This window comes from Povalibacter sp. (assembly GCF_036520495.1).
GTDB lineage: Bacteria > Pseudomonadota > Gammaproteobacteria > Steroidobacterales > Steroidobacteraceae > Steroidobacter.
Genome location: NZ_DATDJO010000039.1, coordinates 48,235 through 63,614 on the forward strand (window position 1 = coordinate 48,235; position 15,380 = coordinate 63,614).

Sequence of the window (15,380 nt, forward strand, 5' to 3'; positions counted from 1 at the left end):
TTGCGAGATCCGCGTTGCGATCGCCGCTCATGGCCGAAGATTTCCCTACCCCCCCCGCCGACCTGCTCGCCACCGACATCCGTGAGTGGGGCCGCGAACTCGGGTTTCAGCAGATCGGCATCGCCGCACCGGGCGTGGCGGAAGACGAAGCGCGACTCATGCGCTGGCTCGACCTGCAGCGCCACGGTGAGATGGAATACATGTCGCGCCACGGTCGCATGCGCGCCCGCCCCGACGAACTCGTCCCAGGCACGATGCGCGTGATCTCCGCGCGGATGGACTACCTGCCGCCGGATGCCGCGCCTGCTGACGACGTGCTCGGCGATCCGCAACGCGGCTATATTTCGCGTTACGCGCTCGGACGCGACTATCACAAGCTGCTGCGCAGTCGTCTTGCGCGACTCGCGGACAAGATCTCTGCACGCTGTGCCGGCACACGTTACCGCGCCTTCGTCGACAGCGCTCCGATTCTGGAAAAGGCGTTCGCCCGCGATGCCGGGCTCGGCTGGATCGGCAAACACACGAACCTGATCAACCGCAACGCGGGCTCATGGTTCTTCCTCGGGGAAATTCTCACCGATCTGCCGTTGGCCGTAGACGCACCGGCGAGCGCTCATTGCGGCACCTGTAACGCGTGTATCGACGTTTGCCCCACGCAAGCCATCGTCGCTCCTTACGAACTCGATGCGCGTCGCTGCATTTCATACCTGACGATCGAACTGCGCAGCTCCATCCCGATCGAGTTCCGCAAGGCCATGGGCAATCGCATCTACGGCTGCGATGACTGCCAGCTGGTGTGCCCCTGGAACAAATTTGCGCGCATCGCGGTGGAAAAAGACTTCGCCGTCCGCCACGGACTCGACGCGCCGCAGCTCATCGATCTCTTCGCCTGGACGGAAGCGGAATTCCTGACCCGAACCGAAGGCAGCGCCATCCGGCGCATCGGCCACGAATGCTGGTTGAGAAATATCGCAGTTGCGCTCGGCAATGCGCCGACGTCGGAACGCGTCGTGGCGGCGCTGCACGCGAGAGCGGACGATCCGTCGGAGCTGGTGCGCGAACACGTGGCATGGGCCCTGGCCCAGCACACGTCGCCACACGCTAACGTCGCGGTGTCGCCTTGACGTTGTCGATGAGACGGGCGCGACCGATGCGCGCCGCGGTTGCGATCACGACATCCGCAGTGGTTGCGGGCTCACCCAGCGTTGCCGCATCGCGAATCGAGAAGTAGTCGGGTTTGAATCCAGCCTTCTGCAGCGCCTCGATGCCGGCCTGCTCCAAGACCGCAAAATCCGCGACGCCGGATTCGATGGCGCGCCGCGCGGCTTCGAGCGCGGCAAAAATGCGCGGCGCCTGCTGTCGCTGCTCGACCGACAGGTAACGGTTACGCGAACTCATGGCGAGCCCGTCCGCTTCGCGCGTGGTCGGCACGCCGACGATTTCCATCGGCATGCACAGGTCGGTCGCGGCGCGACGGATGATCATGAGCTGCTGGTAGTCCTTCTCGCCGAACAGCGCCACATCCGGTTGCACGAGATTCAGCAGCTTCGTGACGATGGTCGCGACGCCGACGAAATGTCCCGGGCGAAACGCGCCGCACAGGATGCCATCGAGATCGGGCACCTGGACTCGCGTGGAAATCTCCTGGCCGCGCGGATACATCTCGTCCACTTCCGGCAGGAACAACAGGTCGGTATCGAGCGACTCAAGCAGCGCACGATCCTCATCGGGTGTGCGCGGATATGCCGCGAAATCCTCATTCGGACCGAACTGCATCGGATTGACGAAGACGCTGACGACGACCCGCTCAGCGAGTTGCGTTGCACGGCGCACGAGATCGCCGTGGCCCTGGTGCAGATTGCCCATCGTCGGCACGAACGCGACGCGCTCACCGCCGTTACGCCACTGCGCCACGATGCGACGCAGGTCCGCCGAACGAACGATCGTATCCATCAGAAACAGTGTTCCGGTCCAGGGTAGGCGCGCGATCTGACCGCGTCGCTGTATGCCTTGATCGCTTCCAGCGGGCTGCCGTGGCCTTCCATGAAATTCTTCGAGAACTTGGGTTTGCGGCCGGCGGTGATGTCGAGCACGTCGTACAGCACCAGAATCTGACCGTCGGTATCCGGCCCGGCGCCGATGCCGATCACAGGGACGTGCAGCTCGCGCGTGATCTGCGTACCCAGTTTTGCGGGAATGCATTCGAGCAGCACGATATCTGCGCCCGCCGCTTCCAGCGCCTTCGCGTCGCGCATCATCTGTTCGGCGGCAGCTTCTTCGCGACCCTGCACACGAAAGCCACCGACCTTGTGGACCGATTGCGGCTTGAGACCGAGATGAGCGCAGACGGCGATGTCGTGCTTCGCGAGGAACTCGACGATCTCGACCTGACCCGAACCGCCTTCGAGCTTGACCATTTTGGCGCCGCCCTCCTGCATCAGACGCACGGCGTTATCGAGCGCCTGTTCCTTGGAGGAGTAGGTCATGAAGGGCATATCGGCCAGCAGGAAGGGGCGATACAGACCCTTGGCGACAGCGCGACAGTGATAGATCACATCGTTCAGCGTGACCGGCACCGTGGTGTCGTGACCCTGGATGACCATGCCCAGCGAATCGCCCACGAGCACCAGATCGATTCCGGCGTCATCGACCAGCGTCGCAAAACTGGCGTCATACGCGGTGATACAGGCGATCTTCTCGCCTTCGGCCTTCATGCGCTCCAGCGTCGCAACATTGACCGGCGGACGCGGTGCGTACCGCTCTTGCAGATGCTTGTACATCAATGACTCGCGAACTTTGAATACCGACTAGCGGCGCGAGGAAGGAACGCACGGGAAGAAGCGCGCAAATCTGCGCGCGCAGCCGATGCAAATGCATACCCCCCGGCCGACGGCGCCAAGAATGAACGACGGGATTGCAAACATCAACCGCAACGCAAAAACCCAACGGCGGCGTTGGGACGCAGCGCGCGCCTCCGCCATGCTCAATCTGCAGCGCTTTTCAACGGATTGTAGTAGTGCCGTCCCTTACGCACGCGACGCACCTGCTCGAACAACTGTTCGTAGTCGCGATCGTTGGAAACGAAGTCGGCCTGCGCTGCATTCACGATCAGCAGCGGCGATGCGTCATAAGCGTGGAAGAACCGTGCGTATGCTTCCTGCAAGCGCTCGAGATACTCGCGCTCGATCTGCTGTTCGTAACGAATACCTCGCCGTGCGATGCGCTCGAGCAGCACGTCGATCGGCGCCTGCAGGTAGATCACCAGATCCGGCACCGGCGCGTCCACCGCAAGTCGTTCGTAGATCTGCTCGTACAGCGCAAATTCCTCATCGTCGAGCGTGAGGCGCGCGAACAGGCGGTCCTTGTCGAGCAGGTAATCCGCCACCCGCACCGTCTCGAACAGATCGTGCTGGCGGATATCCTCGAGCTGTCGTGTGCGCTGAAACAGGAAGAACAACTGCGCTGGCAACGCCCCGGCGCGCGGATTGCGATAGAACCGCTCGAGGAACGGATTTTCCTCCGCCTGCTCCAGGATCAGTTCGCTGCCGAAGCTGTGCGCGAGGCGCCGCGCGAGACTGGTCTTGCCAACCCCGATGGGACCTTCGACCACGACAAAGCGATGCGACGCTGTTGGAAGTTTCTCGGACATGCGGCAGCAGAAATATTCTTTATGGAATCGGCACGAGTCCGGCGGCGCCGACCCGCGCGGCCAGGCCCGCAACACTTCCGTGCCCGGGAACGATGAGGTCAGGCGCGATATCGCGCAAAGGATACAGGACGAAGTTGCGCTCGTGGACACCAGGATGCGGCACGACCAGATCCCCTTCGTTGATCTGCACCGAACCGTAGACGAGCAAGTCCAGATCGATCCTGCGAGGCCCCCACCTCACCACCGGCGAGGTGCGACCCATGTCGGCCTCGATCCTTTTGAGACGCAGCAGCAACTCACGAGGCTCGAGCTGCGTGAGCAGCCCGGCCACCGCGTTGATGAAGCCGGGCTGTTCCTGCGGACCGAGTGGCACCGAACGATACAGACGCGATGAACTCACCAGGCAACTTGCTTCGAGTGCCTGCAAGCGCTGCAAGGCCATGCGGACCTGCGCGAGCGGATCATCGAGATTGCTGCCAATAGCAACGTACGCCGGCATCCACAGGGACGACATTCCGTCGTTCCCGTCAGGGAGTACTGGCGGCCGGAGGAGGGCGGCGTCTTCGGCGGCGGCGCGGACTGGCTGAACCTGCAGGCTCTGCAGCTGCTACTCCCAGGGGGCGCTGCTCAACTCGCGCAATGCGTTCCTCCGGAGGCAACTCCTGGATCTCGGTCCACCAGGTTGCAAGCTCCGGATCGACTTCTCCTGCTGCCGCCCGCAGCAACAGAAAATCGTAAGCGGCGCGAAAACGCGGATGATCGAGCAGACGCAACGCCCGCCTGCCGGAGCGCACGGCAAAGCGCGGCTGCATGGCGACCACTTCGCGCATCGGCAACGTGAAACGCTTGGGCACGGCGATGCGCGCCTGCTGTCGCGTCGTCATCTGATCACACGCCAGCGACATCAGCTGGATCTCGCTGTCCTCCTGCGAATCAAATTTCTGATAGGCGCGGCTGATCGCCGGCCAGAGCAGCACTGCAAACAGGAAGGTCGGCGTGACGGACTTGTCCGCCCTCACTCGCGCATCGGTGCCTTCGAGCCCCAGACGCAGCAGCCTGGCCGCCGGACTGTCGGGCTGCTCCTTCAACGCCGCCGCCATATCCGGGAACAAATGCTCGAGCAGGCCGTAGCGCACCAGCAGATCGAAGGCGCCCACGGCCGTGCCCGACAGGAACAGCTTGGTGATCTCATCGAACAGACGTGCCGGCGGCACGGCGTCGAGCATCCACGCCAGCTTGCTGATCGGCGCCGCGGTTTGCGGTTCGATCTCGAAATCGAGCTTCGCCGCGAAGCGGATCGCCCGCAGCATGCGCACCGGATCTTCGCGGTAGCGGGTCTCGGGATCGCCGATCAATCGCAGGATGCGGTCCCGGGCATCGGCAACACCACCGACGTAGTCCCAGACCGTGAAGTCCTCGATGCTGTAATAAAGAGCGTTCGCCGTGAAGTCACGACGCCAGACGTCTTCTTCGATCGTGCCGTAAAGGTTGTCGCGCAGAATCCGACCACGCGCATCGAGCACGCGATGGCCGCCCTCATCGACACTGTTGTCATCGTCGATAGCCGTATGGGCTGCGCGGAACGTGGCGACTTCGATGATCTCGTAGCCGTACCGCACATGCGCCAGATGGAAGCGGCGGCCGATCAACCGGCAGTTGCGAAACAACTGCTTCACCTGATCGGGATGCGCGTTGGTCGCAATGTCGAAGTCCTTTGGCTCGATCCCAAGCAACAGATCGCGCACCGCGCCACCCACGAGGAATCCCTGATAACCGGCCTCTTTGAGCCGATACAGGACCTTCAGTGCATTGGGGGAGATGTTGGCCCGGGAAATCGGGTGACTATCGCGCGCAACGATCAGCGGCTTGTCGGGTTCGACCTGGGGGTCCGTAAAATTTTGTTGGTTCAAAAGAGCGCACGCCGCTTTAAGTACAGTGGAATCGCCGTCTATAATACAGCCTCGGCCGGCGTCCGACCGGACCGACAATCACGCTCCCATCGTCTAGAGGCCTAGGACACAGCCCTCTCAAGGCTGGTACGAGGGTTCGAATCCCTCTGGGAGCGCCATTTTTGCGGCATCGCCCGCATTCGATCAAGGGCTTACGTCCGCGGACACCATCAGTCTGTCGCCCTGCCGCGCTTGTCGATCATCTTCGCATCCGCGGGAATGGCGACCTCGCTTCCGCGCATGCAGGCGTGTTCGTCGATACGATTCGCGCGAAACCACTGCAGTCCACCCGCCTCGGGCATGTCGATCTGCAGATACAGCGCGATTGGCCAGCCGTGATAGCTGCGAACGCAGGTCTCGGTGCGCGGACCTTGCATGGGAATGCGCTTGGCGACGCATCTGACGCCCGCATATTCGCGGTCGCCGATCGTTTCGGCGGTGCCTTCCATCGCCAGCAGCATCGCTGTCATGTCACGGTCAGGGGCGTCCACAGCGATGCGACGCGCCTCGCCAGTCACGCTGCTGTAGCTGATCCGTTCAGTGGCAGACTTGATGGTCATGAAGTGCAGGGGAACCTGCCGATACCCCACCCACAGGATGGGTCGTCCTGATGCGTCGCGAAAATGTACCCCCGGCGCCGGAGCGAGCATGTCCTTGCTCACCGTGGCCTTGATGCCGACACCGCGCTGAATGTCGATGAGGCGCTGCGGCGTCGCATAGACGATGCGCGAAGTGATCCCGCGCGCTTCGGGGAAATTCCGCAGTACTTCCGACCATGGACCCATCGGGGCATTGATGGAGGGGACGGAAGCTTCGTAGTCGATCCTGACACCGTCACAGGCCTCCTGCGCCTCTCCCACGGTAACGACGCCCGCCAGAACGGCTCCCGCGATCCATTGCCGCATGATTACATCCCTGCTTACTGCGTGCCCCCAGCCTAGAACACGCGAGGATCGTTGCGCTACGCCGGTCCGTAGCCGCCCGGAAGCAAGGCGACCGCCCAACCGCACCGATCTGCTCCTCCAGTGGGAGCGCCATCTCAGAACTGGTCGACTTTCCAGCTGCATAATCCCGGCACTGAACCGGAGCTGATATGACACCAGCGGACCGCCGCATCACGGAGCAGATCGACAAATGGCTGACCAGCATCGATTTGCATCTGAAGTACGTCGAGCTCAGCGACGCCGCTTACGCCCGTGCGCAGCCCTGGCCGAAGCACGACCGGCCCACGCGGTGGGTACTGGAGGTCGCGCGCCAGAAGATCCTCGAACTCAAGTCGCACTGTGAGACCCGCCAAGCCATGGGAGACAGTCGCTTCGCTGAATCTCTGGAGCTAATGGCATTCCTTGCCAACCTGGTGGGGATCCAGCACATCCAGCGTTTTGTGCCGCTGGCTGATCCCGACCGCGGGAACACCAGCAGCGGAGCGAGCCAGACAGTCGAAGCGCCGACGGTGATCAGGCCTGCGCAGCCGAAGATTTCCCGACCCGCTGAAGAAGCGACTCGCGAGATGCCGAAGCTCAGAGTCCCCGCCCCCGGCAAAGCAGCGGTGCCCGCGCCCTCCGGACAGAAAGCGACGCAGCCACCCGCAAAAAACGCCGTAGCAGCGCGGCCAGAGCAGAAGCCCGCGACTCGCCCCGCCGCAGGCGCCGCGAAACCCGAGGCGACACCCAGGACATTGACGACCGACCTGAAGGAAAAAATGCTGGCAGACGCTGTACGACTGCTGAAATGGGGCAAGCCCTGGCACGAGTTGGCCGAGTTGATCGGACGGATCGCAGACCGTCCTGCCGTGCCAGAGATCCGTAAATTTCTGCGCGCGAACAAGGCGGACATCGAGATACGTGCGGCGAAGACCGCCTGACCAGACCCCGGCAAATCACGAGAGCAAAAAAAAAGGCCGGGAATCTTACGATAACCCGGCCAATCAGGGGGATTCGAGCATTAGCCGCGCCGTTGTTACCCGGCACGACTCTCAGCGACCTTTGCATTGACCGGCGGGAGCGCATTAGTTCCCGAACATCTGTTCGGTCGTTGCTGCCGCTGCGTCATTTTGCGATGCCAAATATACACACCGAAATACTGCGGCGCAACAGCAATTCTGTGATCGCATCCGCAAATAGCTCGGTACACAGGCAGTTCTAAAGCATTGTCCGCTCCGGGGCTTCAGAGCACGCGCTTCTCTCGCACTGCCAAAAAAACCCGCTCCGTGCACATGCACGATCCTGCGCACCGCAAATTAAGTCACCGTCATATTGCTGCCCGGCCCCAAGCGGAGTGTTGAAAAAATCCGCGGGGCCGTAGAAAAATCCCCCGCCCGATTTCTGGATCGAACCACCCTCGCCAGGGTCATCGAATTCAACGAGCCAGCGTGAACTCGGCGCGGACTGCCGCTGTCACACGACAGGCTTTTCAACCAAGAACAAAGCGAAAGCGACATGATCGAGATCAACCATCTGACCAAACGCTACGGATCGCTGACTGCGGTCGATTCCATCAGCTTCGACGTCGCACCAGGCCAGGTGCTCGGCTTCCTGGGACCGAATGGGGCCGGTAAGTCGACCACCATGAAAATGATCACGGGATTCCTGGCGCCCACCTCGGGCAGCATCCGGGTGTGCGGGCACGACGTCGAATCCTCGCCGATCGCTGCCAAGACCTGCATGGGGTACCTGCCCGAAGGCGCCCCGGCGTATTCGGAAATGACCGCGCGCAGCTTCCTGGACTTCATCGCGAATATTCGCGACCTGAAAGGCGAGCGGCGGCGCAGCCGACTGGACGACGTGATCGCGCGACTTGCCCTGGGCGGCGTGCTCGACCAGGCAATCGAAACATTGTCCAAGGGCTTCAAGCGCCGCGTGGGCCTCGCGCAGGCGCTGTTGCACGATCCGCCCGTACTGATTCTGGATGAGCCGACCGACGGCCTCGATCCCAACCAGAAGCACGAGGTGCGCACGCTCATCAATGCGATGGCGAAGGACAAGATCATCGTCATTTCGACGCACATCCTCGAAGAGGTCGACGCGGTGTGCAATCGCGCGATCATCATCGCCAACGGCCGCATCCTCGCGGACGACACTCCGCAGCGGTTGGCCGCGACTGCGCCCTCCAGGCGACTCGATGATTTTTTCCGGACGATTACCACCCAACAGGCGCCCATCGCCGCGGGAGCAGTCGTCCATGCATAACATCTGCACACTCTGCAAACGCGAGTTCGCCAGCTACTTCGCCACGCCGCTGGCCTTCGTCTTCATCGTGATCTTCCTGGTGCTCACCGGCGTGTTCACGTTCTTCATCGGCGGCTTCTATGAGCGCGGCCAGGCCGACCTCGCGCCGTTCTTCAGCTATCACCCCTGGCTGTACCTGTTCCTGATTCCCGCGCTGTCGATGCGACTGTGGGCGGAGGAGCGCAAATCAGGAACGATCGAGCTGCTCATGACCCTGCCGGTCACCGTGTGGCAGGCCGTGGTCGGCAAATTCCTCGCCGCGTGGGCGTTTGCCGGTCTCGCGCTCGCACTCACCTTCCCCATGTGGATCACCGTGAATTATCTCGGCGACCCTGACAACGGCACGATCGTGGCGGCGTACATCGGCAGCTTCCTCATGGCAGGCGGCTTCCTCGCTGTTGGCGGCTGCATCTCCGCGGCAACCCGCAATCAGGTCATAGCCTTCATCCTCACCGCCGTGATCTGCCTGTTCTTCTTCCTGCTGACGGGCTTCGGACCGGTCATCAATGTGTTCAGCGGCTGGCTGCCGCAGCCGGTCGTCGATGCACTGGCGTCGCTTTCGTTCCTCACCCACTTCAGCTCCATCGCCAAGGGCGTGATCGACCTGCGCGATCTGCTCTACTTCGCGACGCTCATCGTCGCGTGGCTGGTGGCGAATGCCATCGTGCTGGAAATGAAGAAGGCCGACTGATCATGAGCAAGAACACCCTCCCTTCATCGACCACCCGGCGTAATGCTTTCGGACTCGGCGCACTCGTCGCGCTGGCACTGCTGTTCATCGGCGTGACGATCCTGCTCACGTTCCTGCTGCGCGGCGCGCGGCTCGATCTGACCGAGAGCAAGCTGTACTCGATCGCTCCGGGCACGCAGCACATCCTCGAGACATTGCAGGAGCCCATCAACCTCTACTTCTTCTTCTCGCAGGAGGCGAGCCGCGAATCGCCACAGATCCGTGCGTATGGCCAGCGTGTGCAGGAACTGCTCGAGGAAATGGCGCAGCGCTCCGATGGCAAGCTGCGACTGAACGTCATCGATCCCCAACCCTTTTCCGAAGACGAAGACCGGGCGACGGAATTCGGCCTGCAGGCCGTGCCGCTCGGCGGGCAGGGGCAGTCGCTGTACTTCGGTATGGCCGGCACCAATTCGACCGACGGCCGGGAAATCATTGCGTTCTTCCAGCCCGACAAGGAAGAGTTCCTGGAATATGACGTGGCCAGCCTGATCCATCGACTGGCGAACACCAAGCGCGCCAAGCTCGGCCTCATTGCCGGACTGCCTGTCGATGCCGCCTTCGATCCGGCGTCGGGCCAGATGCGTCCGGGCTGGACCAGCATCACCCAGATCCACCAGCTGTTCGACGTGCAGACGCTCGCGACCGATGTCGCGGAAATCGCGCCGGACATCGACACGCTGATGATCGTGCATCCGCGTGAGCTGTCGCCCGCGACGCTGTACGCCATCGATCAGTTCGTCCTGCGTGGCGGCAAGTTGCTGGCGTTCATGGACCCGCAGTCGGAGAACGATCCGCAGGCGGCGCAGATGGCGCAAATGGGCGGCATGATGGGCAGCCGCTCCTCGAGCCTCGGGCCGCTGCTCGAGGCGTGGGGCGTCGACTTCGATACGGGACAGATCGTCGGCGACCGCGAACTGGGCCTGACTGTCGCCCTGCAGGCGAATCAGGCGCCCTCGCAGCACATTGCCATCATCGGCTTCAATCGCGACAGCATGAATGGCAAGGACGTCGTGACCTCGGCGCTCGATTCGATCAATGCCATGACTGCGGGAGCGCTGAGCAAGAAGGAAGGCGCAGCGATCGAGTTCGAGCCGTTGATTCAGTCGAGCACGAACGCCGCATTGCTGCCGGCTGCAAAACTCACCTTTCTGCCGGACAGCGAGTCGCTCCTGGATGGGTTCAAAGCGAGCGGCGAGCGCTACGCGATTGCTGCTCGCATTCACGGCAAGCTGAAATCCGCGTTCCCGAGCGGCGCACCGCAAGGCGCCACCGCGGGACAGGCACTGAAGGAAAGCGCGAATGACGCGAACATCATCCTGGTGGGCGACACGGACATCCTCGCCGACCCGCTGTGGGTCCGCACCCAGAATGTGTTCGGTCAGCGCGTCGCGATGGCCTGGGCGAACAACGGCGACTTCCTCGCCAATGCGGTCGACAACCTCGCCGGCAGCTCCGATCTCATCAGCATTCGCGGTCGCCAGAGCTTCTTCCGCCCGTTCACCAGGGTCGACGACCTGCGTCGCCGCGCCGATGACCGTCTGCGTGCGACCGAGCAGGATCTGGATCAGAAATTGCGCGACACCGAGCTGAAGCTCACGCAGCTCCAATCGAGTCGCGCGAACCAGGAAGAACTCGTGCTTTCCCCGGAGCAGGAAGCCGAACTCACCCGCTTCACGCAAGAGCGCGCGCGTATCCGCAAGGAACTGCGCGACGTGCGACGGTCGCTCGATGTCGAGATCGAAGGTCTCGGCACGAAGCTCAAGCTGCTGAACATTGCGCTGATCCCGGCGTTGATCGCGATCGCGGCCATCGCCATCGCCGTCACCCGCCGACGCAAGCTGCGCGCCGGCCGCGCCGCGGCTCACACCGGTTGAGGAGGCCCGGATGACTTCACGCACTCTTTCCTTCCTTGGTCTGGCAGCCGTCTTCGTCCTCGCCCTGGCGCTGTGGCTCGCTTACCCGCGCTCGACCGATCAGAAACCAACGCTGCTCTATCCCGGTCTCAAGGAAGAGCTGTCGCAGGTCAGCATGATCCGCATCTTCAAGGCGGGCGACGTGCCGGCTATCGAGCTGACCCGTAGTGAATCGCAGTGGCAGCTTGCACAGCGTTCGAACTATCCCGCGGACAGCGCCAAGGTGCGCCGTCTTCTGCAGGCATTGGCGGACGCCAGGCCGACCGAAGAGAAGACATCCAATCCAGACAACTATGCTGCATTGGGCGTGGAAGACATCGCGGATACCAGCGCAACCGGCGTGCGGATCGAACTCTCGGGCCCCAGGCAGGCGGTGAATCTGATCGTCGGCAAGAATGCCGGCATGAAGGGCTCGTACGTGCGTCGCGCGGGTGAGGCAACGAGCTGGCTGACGAGCGAGAGCATCGACGCGTCCGCGTTGGCGCATGACTGGCTGCGCAACTCTGTGATCGATATCAGCGCCGATCGCATCCAGTCGGCAACGATCTCGATTGGAAACGACCGACCCTACACAGTCGCCAAGGCCGCGCGCGCCGACGCAGATTTCAAGGCCGAAGACCTGCCGCGGGGTAAGGAAGCGGATACTTTCGCGGCGAACAACGTCGCGACCGCACTTGCCGGACTGACACTCGCCGATGTACGACCGGCGCAGGATTTCGCCGCCGACAAACCGATCGCGAGTGCGACGTTCAGGACGTTCGACGGACTGGTCGTGGATCTCGACGGCTGGTCGAAGGACGGCAAACACTACGTCACGGCCAGAACCACTCAGGACGACGCACTGGCGCAGCGCTTCCATGTGGATGCAAAGGAAATCGCGACTACCGGTGATGAAGGAAGCACTGCCGCCGCGGCCAAGCCCGCATCCGACACCGCCGGCGCGATCAACGCCCGGCTGCAAGGCTGGGCCTATGAGATCGCCGACTACAAGTACGAGGCGATCTTCAAGCCGGCGACTGCGGTCATCAAGAAGTGAGGACGCTCAACGCTTCGGCAGCACCACCATGCGCGTACCGGTCCACCGATCGTGCAGCGCGCGGCCGTCACGATCGATCCAGACCCAGGCATACGCCACGATGAGCGGCAGCAGCGAACAGATCATGGCAATCGTGCGTGGCGGACGATCCGGCCAGTGCCCCCAGATGAACCAGTAACCAGCGAAGAAAGGCGTCCATAACAGGACCAGCAATGCAAAACGCCGGATGGCCATCCTGGGCGAGATGAGCATCCCATCAGTACGCTGCAATCGCAGGCGCCAGGGCAACATTCCGACCGTCTGGCCACGCCGCGACCAGAAGAAGACGAAGAACGCGCCCATGACGGCCAACTGGACGAACCAGTACAGATAAGCCAGCGCACCGACTTCACGCGGGATCAGCACCCGCCCGTTCAGGAACGGCATGAATGGAAAAGTCGCAATGATCGCCAGGGCAAGCACAGGCAGACAGTCGTAGCAGACGGCGGCGAGTCGACGCAGCAGGCTGGCAGGTACGAGCGTCGTTTTATCTGGAGAAACGTCAGCGGACACGAGACACCGCAATAGCCGTGATCACGGCCAGCAAGAACGTGGGAGTCCAGCCCACCACGATGGGAGGCAGGTCGAAAATGGCGCCGCTGCTGTCCATGAGCTTCGCCAGCAGCAGGAACACGACGCCGACCATGATGCCGACCACCGTGCGCGCGCCGGTTCCCGTCGAACGCATGGGACCGAACGCAAAGGGTACGGCGAGGACGACGATGATGGCGACCGCGATCGTCCGCGCGATCCGCGCCCACATCGCAGTCTCGGCCGAACGCGCATCCAGTCCATTGCGCTTCAGGTGCGAGACGTAACTGAACAGCGCCTGCACCGGCATCGCATCCGGCTTGATGGCTGCGAGACCGAGGAACTCCGCCGATACGTTGGTCTTGAGGCTCGCCGATGCATGTTGCTCAGGCACGATTCGATCCGCTTCGATCTTCGACTGACGATAGTCCGTCAGCTCCCAGCTGTTCTGCGCATCGATGCTCGCACTGCCCGCCCTGCCGACGCTGCGCAGGCGATGCTGCGCGTCGAACTGGAAAACATACACACCGCCAAAATTGTTGGCTGCGCTTTGCCGCTGCACGGACAGGATCGTGTTGCCGTCCTTCGCCCAGGCGGCTCGATTGCCCGCCATGCTGTAGTCCTGGAATTTCTGGAAGGTCTTCATCTCGCGGGCGTACTGCTCCATCGGCGGCGCGACATATTCCCCAAGGACCCACGTCAGGGCCATCAGCAGCACGCCGGCTCCGAATACCCAAGCACCGATGCGTGCGACCGAGACTCCGGCGGCGCGAATGACGACGAGTTCCATCGAGCGAGCCAGGTTACCCAACGACAGTAACGAGCCGATCAGCGCAGCGATGGGCAGCATGTCGAACGCGGTCTGCGGAAGATTCAGGCCAACGAACAGCAGAGCACTGGTGGCGCCGTAGTTACCCGTACCGATGTCGTCCTGCTCGGTGATGAGCATGTACAACCCGTTCAGCACGAGCAACACCAGCAACACCAGCAGCGTGTAGCCAATGACGGCCCGCATCACATATCGCGACAACACCGACATGATCAACCCGCCACCGCGACGGGGCGGGCTCGCCCGATCGGATAAGCCCGCAACAGCAGACCCGCCGCCACTACCAGCGCGATTGCATGGACCCACCACAGTCCGAGGAACTGCGGCATGACTCCGCTCTCGAGCCAGGTCCGGGCGGCCACCAGCGATTGCTGGTAGATGAAATAGACGAGGATGGCGATGCCCATCTTGCCGAAGCGGCCCTGGCGCGGACGCAGGCGCGCCAGCGGTACCGCCAGCGCCATCAGCACGAGCGCACTCACTGGCGTTGCGATTCTCCATTGCAGTTCGGCAACGTCGTCGAGGTCGGAAGACGCGAGCAGGTCGGCGGTGCTTTTCATATCCGCCTTGGCGGTGCGGCTGCCCGGATCACCGAGCCGGATCGGAATACCGCCTTCGCTGAACTTGATGATGCGGAACCCCCCTTCGCCGGGCACACCCTCGTAGCGTTCACCGTCATAGAGCACGAAGGTCTGCTCGGCCTGCCCCGCTCCGCGCTGCTCGGCACGAGTCGCGGTCCAGATCTCCCACTTGCTTGGTGCCTGCGTCGCGGCCTCCACGGCCTGGTCGGTCTTCGCCGGTCGTTCGATGAACACGTTCACGTTGTACAGAATTCCATTGCTGTCGACGCGCTCGGCATAGAACACGATATTGCCGCCATCGAAGGTGCGGAACCGGCCCGGTTCGAGCAGCCCGAACTGAGCATCCCGCAACGCTTCTGCTCTGATCGCCTGAGCACGCGCGCTGGCCGCGGGAATCGCCGAGAACGAGAGCCATGCAAGCAGTGCCATGATGAAAACGCCGAGGATCGTGATCGGCCGGAACAGCCCCGCCGGCCCGACGCCGCACGCCTGTATCGCCGCCATTTCGCTTTCGTGATACAGCCGGCCCAGCGCCAGCATGATCGCCAGGAAAAAACCGATCGGCATGATGATCGACAGGTTGCCCGTCGTGGTGAGTCCGATCAGGGCAAAGACGACGTCGCGGGGAAAATCGTTGGCTGCCGCCTGCGACAGCACCCGCGCCAGCTGATTTGCCAGCAGAATCGCGAGCAGCACGACGGTCACGGCCAGCCAGCTGACGGCGACCTCACGAAACACATAGCGATCGAGCGTACGCAGCGCGAATTACCTCAGCGCGAAACCGTCAGGCGCCGGTACTCAATGGACCGGCCGGCCGGAAGGTTTCAACGGGATCGAATCGGGTAGACTACGAATTGGCCGAAACGATCCCGAAGCGATCGGTTGACGGCCTG

Annotated in this window: 14 protein-coding genes, 1 tRNA gene and 1 pseudogene; 7 read left to right on the forward strand and 9 right to left on the reverse strand. The window is 62.7% G+C overall.

The features are described from left to right. Positions 1-29 precede the first annotated feature (29 nt). Positions 30-1,124, forward strand: a complete 1,095-nt coding sequence (queG, locus tag VIZ63_RS14925; protein ID WP_349261201.1) for a tRNA epoxyqueuosine(34) reductase QueG — start codon at positions 30-32, stop codon at positions 1,122-1,124. Here the strand turns inward: queG and panC are convergent. The 5 genes from panC to pcnB form a co-directional block, all read right to left on the reverse strand. After that, positions 1,102-1,953 carry a pantoate--beta-alanine ligase gene (gene panC / locus VIZ63_RS14930; protein ID WP_331610465.1) on the reverse strand — a complete coding sequence of 284 codons (852 nt, stop codon included), beginning with the start codon at positions 1,951-1,953 and terminating at the stop codon, positions 1,102-1,104. The genes queG and panC overlap by 23 nt on opposite strands. Beyond that, a complete protein-coding gene (gene panB / locus VIZ63_RS14935) occupies positions 1,953-2,780 on the reverse strand; it encodes a 3-methyl-2-oxobutanoate hydroxymethyltransferase (RefSeq protein ID WP_331610466.1) in 828 nt (275 codons plus the stop codon). Before panB ends, panC begins: the two co-directional genes overlap by 1 nt. A gap of 203 nt (positions 2,781-2,983) precedes the next feature. Then, a complete protein-coding gene (locus tag VIZ63_RS14940) occupies positions 2,984-3,649 on the reverse strand; it encodes a deoxynucleoside kinase (RefSeq protein WP_331610467.1) in 666 nt (221 codons plus the stop codon). A 19-nt stretch (positions 3,650-3,668) separates the two neighbouring features. Next, on the reverse strand, positions 3,669-4,163 hold the full coding sequence (folK, locus tag VIZ63_RS14945) for a 2-amino-4-hydroxy-6-hydroxymethyldihydropteridine diphosphokinase (RefSeq protein WP_331610468.1): 495 nt from the start codon (positions 4,161-4,163) through the stop codon (positions 3,669-3,671). Positions 4,164-4,176: 13 nt separating this feature from the next. Further along, positions 4,177-5,559 (reverse strand): polynucleotide adenylyltransferase PcnB, encoded by a 1,383-nt coding sequence (gene pcnB, locus VIZ63_RS14950; protein ID WP_331610469.1) that lies wholly within the window; start codon positions 5,557-5,559, stop codon positions 4,177-4,179. An 82-nt stretch (positions 5,560-5,641) separates the two neighbouring features. Between pcnB and VIZ63_RS14955 the strand changes: the two genes are divergently transcribed. Further along, positions 5,642-5,717: transfer RNA gene (locus tag VIZ63_RS14955), tRNA-Glu, on the forward strand. 51 nt (positions 5,718-5,768) lie between these two features. Here the strand turns inward: VIZ63_RS14955 and VIZ63_RS14960 are convergent. Next, positions 5,769-6,503, reverse strand: coding sequence for a hypothetical protein (locus VIZ63_RS14960; protein ID WP_331610470.1), 735 nt, complete (start codon positions 6,501-6,503; stop codon positions 5,769-5,771). Positions 6,504-6,691: 188 nt separating this feature from the next. Between VIZ63_RS14960 and VIZ63_RS14965 the strand changes: the two genes are divergently transcribed. From VIZ63_RS14965 to VIZ63_RS14985, 5 genes and pseudogenes are all read left to right on the forward strand, one after another. Continuing rightward, positions 6,692-7,462 (forward strand): hypothetical protein, encoded by a 771-nt coding sequence (locus VIZ63_RS14965; protein WP_331610471.1) that lies wholly within the window; start codon positions 6,692-6,694, stop codon positions 7,460-7,462. 574 nt (positions 7,463-8,036) lie between these two features. Then, positions 8,037-8,696, forward strand: a pseudogene (locus VIZ63_RS14970) (ABC transporter ATP-binding protein); the annotation flags it as partial. 82 nt (positions 8,697-8,778) lie between these two features. After that, positions 8,779-9,516, forward strand: coding sequence for an ABC transporter permease subunit (locus VIZ63_RS14975; RefSeq protein ID WP_331610474.1), 738 nt, complete (start codon positions 8,779-8,781; stop codon positions 9,514-9,516). Positions 9,517-9,518: 2 nt separating this feature from the next. Continuing rightward, a complete protein-coding gene (locus VIZ63_RS14980; protein ID WP_331610475.1) occupies positions 9,519-11,432 on the forward strand; it encodes a GldG family protein in 1,914 nt (637 codons plus the stop codon). Positions 11,433-11,442: 10 nt separating this feature from the next. Continuing rightward, positions 11,443-12,507 carry a DUF4340 domain-containing protein gene (locus VIZ63_RS14985; RefSeq protein WP_331610476.1) on the forward strand — a complete coding sequence of 355 codons (1,065 nt, stop codon included), beginning with the start codon at positions 11,443-11,445 and terminating at the stop codon, positions 12,505-12,507. Between the two features lie 6 nt (positions 12,508-12,513). On the opposite strand, the gene VIZ63_RS14990 is transcribed toward VIZ63_RS14985, so the two are convergent. From VIZ63_RS14990 to lptF, 3 genes are read right to left on the reverse strand one after another with little or no spacing between them, the layout of a single operon-like run. Beyond that, positions 12,514-13,059, reverse strand: coding sequence for an RDD family protein (locus VIZ63_RS14990; RefSeq protein ID WP_331610477.1), 546 nt, complete (start codon positions 13,057-13,059; stop codon positions 12,514-12,516). Further along, positions 13,049-14,116, reverse strand: coding sequence for an LPS export ABC transporter permease LptG (gene lptG, locus VIZ63_RS14995; RefSeq protein ID WP_331610478.1), 1,068 nt, complete (start codon positions 14,114-14,116; stop codon positions 13,049-13,051). The genes VIZ63_RS14990 and lptG overlap by 11 nt, the downstream gene beginning before the upstream one ends. 2 nt (positions 14,117-14,118) lie before the next feature. Continuing rightward, positions 14,119-15,225 (reverse strand): LPS export ABC transporter permease LptF, encoded by a 1,107-nt coding sequence (gene lptF / locus VIZ63_RS15000; RefSeq protein ID WP_331610479.1) that lies wholly within the window; start codon positions 15,223-15,225, stop codon positions 14,119-14,121. Between the last annotated feature and the right edge of the window lie 155 nt (positions 15,226-15,380).

Bases quoted from the DNA above. Each gene is read 5' to 3' on its own strand.
- queG (WP_349261201.1), top strand. From the start codon at position 30: ATGGCCGAAGATTTCCCTACCCCCCCCGCCGACCTGCTCGCCACCGAC.
- panC (WP_331610465.1), bottom strand. From the start codon at position 1,953: ATGGATACGATCGTTCGTTCGGCGGACCTGCGTCGCATCGTGGCGCAG.
- panB (WP_331610466.1), bottom strand. From the start codon at position 2,780: ATGTACAAGCATCTGCAAGAGCGGTACGCACCGCGTCCGCCGGTCAAT.
- VIZ63_RS14940 (WP_331610467.1), bottom strand. From the start codon at position 3,649: ATGTCCGAGAAACTTCCAACAGCGTCGCATCGCTTTGTCGTGGTCGAA.
- folK (WP_331610468.1), bottom strand. From the start codon at position 4,163: ATGTCGTCCCTGTGGATGCCGGCGTACGTTGCTATTGGCAGCAATCTC.
- VIZ63_RS14960 (WP_331610470.1), bottom strand. From the start codon at position 6,503: ATGCGGCAATGGATCGCGGGAGCCGTTCTGGCGGGCGTCGTTACCGTG.
- VIZ63_RS14965 (WP_331610471.1), top strand. From the start codon at position 6,692: ATGACACCAGCGGACCGCCGCATCACGGAGCAGATCGACAAATGGCTG.
- VIZ63_RS14975 (WP_331610474.1), top strand. From the start codon at position 8,779: ATGCATAACATCTGCACACTCTGCAAACGCGAGTTCGCCAGCTACTTC.
- VIZ63_RS14980 (WP_331610475.1), top strand. From the start codon at position 9,519: ATGAGCAAGAACACCCTCCCTTCATCGACCACCCGGCGTAATGCTTTC.
- VIZ63_RS14985 (WP_331610476.1), top strand. From the start codon at position 11,443: ATGACTTCACGCACTCTTTCCTTCCTTGGTCTGGCAGCCGTCTTCGTC.
- lptG (WP_331610478.1), bottom strand. From the start codon at position 14,116: ATGTCGGTGTTGTCGCGATATGTGATGCGGGCCGTCATTGGCTACACG.